General features: G+C 51.3%; 1 protein-coding gene. It reads left to right on the top strand.

Annotation, left to right across the window (positions count from 1 at the left end; all coding sequences use genetic code 11):
• Positions 1–4,778: hypothetical protein (locus tag CRP01_RS42120; protein ID WP_099148905.1), on the top strand; the 4,778-nt coding region annotated here is incomplete at both ends.

A 4,778-nucleotide genomic window follows, 5' to 3' on the forward strand; every position in this document is an offset into this window, starting at 1 on the left:
CAGGAAGCCGCTTACGGAGTTACGGTTACGGAAGATTGTAATTACACCCTGACTTATGTGGATACACAAACCGGCACCTGTCCGGTAGTGATCACGCGTACCTTCACGGCCATCGATGAATGCTTGAATGAAGGCACGGATACGCAAACCATCACGATTGGTGATACCACGGATCCGGTAGTAACGGCTCCGGGCGATGATACGATTGAAGCCTGCGATATAGCTACGGGCCTTGCGGATTATTCAGAAACCCCAGTAGACATCTCGGGACAGGAAGCCGCCTACGGGGTAACGGTTACCGAAGATTGCAACTACACGCTTACTTATGTGGATACGCAAACGGGAACTTGCCCAGTGGTCATTACCCGTACCTTTACGGCAATTGATGAGTGTCTTAACCAGGGCACGGATACCCAAACGATCACGATTGGTGATACGACGGATCCGGTAGTAACTGCCCCGGGCGATGATACGATTGAAGCTTGTGATGTAGCTACGAGTCTTGCGGATTATTCCGAAACTCCAGTAGATATCACGGGTCAGGAAGCAGCCTACGGAGTAACGGTTACCGAAGATTGCAATTACACCCTCACTTATGTAGATACACAAACGGGCACCTGCCCGGTAGTGATCACCCGTACCTTCACGGCAATTGATGAATGTTTGAATCAAGGCACCGATACCCAAACGATCACGATTGGCGATACCACGGATCCGGTAGTTACGGCCCCGGGCGATGATACGATTGAAGCTTGTGATGTCGCTACGGGACTTGCGGATTACTCAGAAACCCCAGTAGACATCTCGGGCCAGGAAGCGGCCTACGGCGTGACGGTTACCGAAGATTGTAACTATACGCTCACTTATGTGGATACGCAAACGGGGACTTGCCCAGTGGTCATTACGCGGACGTTCACGGCCATTGATGAGTGTCTTAACCAGGGAACAGATACGCAAACCATCACCATTGGCGATACGACCGATCCGGTAGTTACTGCTCCGGGAGACGATACGATTGAAGCTTGCGATGTCGCTACGGGATTAGCGGATTATTCAGAAACACCAGTAGATATCACGGGTCAGGAAGCAGCTTACGGGGTAACGGTTACCGAAGATTGCAACTATACACTCACCTATGTAGATACGCAAACCGGCACCTGCCCGGTAGTAATTACGCGGACGTTCACGGCAATTGATGAATGCTTGAATCAAGGCACGGATACCCAAACGATCACGATTGGCGATACGACCGATCCGGTAGTTACGGCTCCGGGCGATGATACGATTGAAGCTTGCGATGTAGCTACGGGTCTGGCTGATTATTCTGAAACCCCAGTAGATATTACGGGTCAGGAAGCCGCTTACGGAGTTACGGTTACCGAAGATTGTAACTATACCCTGACTTATGTAGATACGCAAACCGGCACCTGTCCGGTCGTGATCACGCGTACCTTCACGGCCATTGATGAATGCCTCAACCAGGGCACGGATACCCAAACGATCACGATTGGAGATACGACCGATCCGGTAGTCACGGCTCCGGGCGACGATACGATTGAGGCTTGCGATGTAGCTACTGGATTAGCGGATTATTCAGAAACGCCGGTAGATATCACGGGACAGGAAGCGGCTTACGGGGTGACAGTTACCGAAGATTGTAATTATACCCTGACTTATGTAGATACACAAACGGGCACCTGCCCGGTAGTGATCACGCGGACGTTCACGGCCATTGATGAATGTCTCAATCAAGGCACGGATACGCAAACGATCACGATTGGCGATACGACCGATCCAGTGGTGACGGCTCCGGGCGACGATACGATTGAGGCGTGTGATGTCGCTACAGGTCTTGCTGATTACTCAGAGACCCCGGTAGATATCACGGGCCAGGAAGCGGCTTACGGAGTAACAGTTACCGAAGATTGTAATTATACACTCACTTATGTAGATACGCAAACCGGCACCTGCCCGGTAGTAATTACGCGGACGTTCACGGCCATTGATGAATGCCTCAACCAGGGCACGGATACCCAAACGATCACGATTGGAGATACGACCGATCCGGTAGTGACGGCTCCGGGCGATGATACGATTGAAGCTTGTGATGTAGCTACGGGTCTGGCTGATTATTCTGAAACCCCAGTAGATATTACGGATCAGGAAGCCGCTTACGGAGTTACGGTTACCGAAGATTGTAATTATACACTCACTTATGTGGATACACAAACCGGCACCTGCCCGGTAGTAATTACGCGTACCTTCACGGCCATCGATGAGTGCCTCAACCAAGGCACAGATACGCAAACGATCACGATTGGAGATACCACCGATCCGGTAGTCACGGCTCCGGGCGATGATACGATTGAAGCCTGCGATGTCGCTACGGGTCTGGCTGATTATTCTGAGACTCCAGTAGATATTACGGGCCAGGAAGCGGCTTACGGAGTGACGGTTACCGAAGATTGTAGCTACACCCTTACCTATGTAGATACACAAACCGGCACCTGCCCGGTAGTGATTACGCGGACGTTCACCGCCATTGATGAGTGCCTTAACCAGGGCACCGATACGCAAACGATCACGATTGGCGATACGACCGATCCAGTAGTAACGGCCCCGGGCGATGATACGATTGAGGCTTGCGATGTCGCTACGGGCCTTGCGGATTATTCAGAAACCCCAGTGGACATCACGGGTCAGGAAGCAGCTTACGGAGTAACAGTTACCGAAGATTGTAATTATACACTCACTTATGTGGATACACAAACCGGCACCTGCCCGGTAGTGATTACGCGGACGTTCACGGCCATTGATGAATGCCTTAACCAGGGCACCGATACGCAAACGATCACGATTGATGATACGACTAATCCGGTAGTTACCGCTCCGGGTGATGATACGATTGAAGCGTGCGATGTAGCTACGGGCCTTGCGGATTATTCTGAAACCCCGGTAGATATCACGGGCCAGGAAGCGGCTTACGGAGTAACAGTTACCGAAGATTGTAACTATACGCTCACTTATGTAGATACGCAAACCGGCACCTGCCCGGTAGTGATTACCCGGACGTTTACCGCCATTGATGAGTGCCTCAACCAGGGTACCGATACCCAAACGATCACGATTGGTGATACCACCGATCCGGTGGTAACGGCCCCGAGCGATGATACGATTGAGGCTTGCGATGTAGCTACGGGTCTGGCTGATTATTCTGAGACGCCGGTGGATATCACCGGTCAGGAAGCGGCTTACGGAGTGACGGTTACCGAAGATTGTAATTATACACTCACTTATGTAGATACGCAAACCGGCACCTGCCCGGTAGTCATCACCCGTACCTTCACCGCCATTGATGAGTGTTTGAATGAAGGAACCGATACGCAAACCATCACGATTGGTGATACGACGGATCCTGTGGTAACCGCTCCGGGCGATGATACGATTGAAGCCTGTGATGTCGCTACTGGATTAGCTGATTACTCAGAAACGCCAGTGGACATCACGGGTCAGGAAGCAGCTTACGGAGTAACAGTTACGGAAGATTGCAATTACACCCTTACTTATGTAGATACGCAAACGGGCACCTGTCCGGTAGTGATTACCCGTACCTTCACGGCCATTGATGAGTGTTTGAATGAAGGGACGGATACGCAAACGATCACGATTGGTGATACGACCGATCCGGTGGTGACCGCCCCGGGCGACGATACGATTGAAGCCTGCGATGTAGCTACGGGATTAGCGGATTATTCTGAGACCCCAGTGGATATCACAGGTCAGGAAGCAGCTTACGGAGTGACGGTTACGGAAGATTGTAATTATACACTCACTTACGTAGATACGCAAACCGGCACTTGCCCGGTAGTGATTACGCGGACGTTCACGGCGATTGATGAATGCTTGAATGAAGGAACGGATACGCAAACGATCACGATTGGAGATACCACCGATCCGGTGGTGACCGCCCCGGGCGACGATACGATTGAAGCTTGCGATGTAGCTACGGGATTAGCTGATTATTCTGAAACCCCAGTAGATATCACAGGCCAGGAAGCAGCTTACGGGGTGACGGTTACCGAAGATTGTAACTACACGCTCACTTATGTGGATACGCAAACCGGTACCTGTCCGGTAGTTATTACGCGGACGTTCACGGCCATCGATGAGTGTCTTAACCAGGGAACGGATACCCAAACGATCACGATTGGCGATACGACGGATCCGGTAGTAACCGCCCCGGGCGATGATACGATTGAAGCTTGCGATGTCGCTACGGGTCTTGCTGATTATTCTGAAACGCCGGTAGACATTACCGGACAGGAAGGGGCATACGGATTAACCATTACGGAAGCTTGTGCTTATACTACGACTTACGTCGACACCCAAGCGGGCACCTGTCCGATCGTAATTACACGGACCTTCACGGTAACCGATGAATGCTTGAATGTGGGTACGGATGTACAAACCATCACGATTGATGATACCACTAATCCGGTAGTCACCGCCCCGGATGATGATACGATTGAAGCTTGCGATATAGCTGGCGGCCTTGCTGATTATTCAGAAACACCAGTGGACATCACTGGTCAAGAAGGAGCTTATGGCCTAACGGTGACGGAAGCTTGTAACTACACGACCACATATGTAGACACCCAAGCGGGTACCTGCCCAATCGTAATTACGCGGACTTTCACGGTGACCGATGAGTGTTTGAATGTAGGCACTGACGTACAAACGATCACGATTGATGATACGACTAATCCAGTTGTCACTGC

The sequence above is a fragment of the Flavilitoribacter nigricans DSM 23189 = NBRC 102662 genome, from assembly GCF_002646595.1.
GTDB classification, from domain to species: domain Bacteria; phylum Bacteroidota; class Bacteroidia; order Chitinophagales; family Saprospiraceae; genus Flavilitoribacter; species Flavilitoribacter nigricans.